Here is a 994-nt window from a genome sequence, read left to right on the forward strand (position 1 = left end):
GGCTGTAAGCCCGGATGAAGTCGGCATCGCTCATGGGCTGCCGCAATCCCGAAACGGTCGTTTCCCTGACAGCCTGCACCGCCACCGCATCCGGCTTGCGGTCAATGTCGCCCGTTACCGGGACTTGTGCGACTTGTCCCTGCCCGCCGTTCATGTACTTTGCCGCCAGCTCGTAGGACTTTTCCAAGAGTGCCATTTGGTCGTCAGCGGTGGGTGTGGCGTTCTGTTGTTGCAGCCTATCGGTCAGTTCCGCTACCTGCCGCTTCAAGTCCTCTTTTTCCTCGTCCACCGCCGGAGTTTCATAGAACGTGCTTAACTGGCGGTTGATGTCCCGGTAAGCGTATGCCGAAGAAGCACCGCCGCCCCTTTGGGGCTTCGCATCCTCTTCCGGCATCAGGTCGATTTCCGCTTGCGGTTCTTCCGCTTCATCGTTCCCGGTGAAACCGAAGTCCTGCAAGGACTGTATCTTCTCCTGCTGCCTGCGGCTTATCATCGCCTGTTCGTAAGCCTTTTGCTTGTCGGCTATAATCCCGTCCTCTGCGGGCAGGGGTATGTCGGCGTTGAAGCCGCCCACGCTTTCCACGTTCACGTCCTCTTTGCCGGAGGGTGCGAATATCAGGTACATGCACCCTGCAAAGGCAAGGAACATCAGCGGGAAGACTATCATTTTCCTGCGCTGCTGCACCTGCTGCGGGGTAAGTTCCCGTTTGGGCTTATTTTCCTTTTTCGGCTTCCCGTCCGCCTGCGGTGCGGTCGTGCCGTTCTCATTCTTCTGTACTTCTTCCATATTGCGGTCTGTTTAAGGGGTTGATACTTTTGGTTGTGTCGTTGCCGTGCAACGGCAGTTGCCTGATGTGTTCTATTTGCAGCCGCCTGCCGTCCCGCTTCCCGATGTTGTAGATTGATGAAACGGTAATGTAGATAGACAAGCCGCCAAGGAAGAAGAACATCACGAGGATAACCGCCAGCCTTTTGCCCGGCGTAATCCGTCCGC

At 56.5% G+C, this 994-nt stretch carries 2 protein-coding genes; both read right to left on the reverse strand.

What is annotated here, in order from left to right:
• Positions 1 to 787, reverse strand: a 787-nt coding sequence (gene traM, locus DXA74_RS16025) for a conjugative transposon protein TraM (protein ID WP_118529119.1), incomplete at its 3' end; no start/stop codon positions are given.
• Positions 765 to 994, reverse strand: a 230-nt coding sequence (locus DXA74_RS16030) for a TraL conjugative transposon family protein (RefSeq protein WP_118529121.1), incomplete at its 5' end; no start/stop codon positions are given. The genes DXA74_RS16030 and traM, both read right to left, overlap by 23 nt.

Origin of the sequence: Bacteroides sp. OF04-15BH (assembly GCF_003477995.1) — a bacterium.
Taxonomy (GTDB): domain Bacteria; phylum Bacteroidota; class Bacteroidia; order Bacteroidales; family Bacteroidaceae; genus Paraprevotella.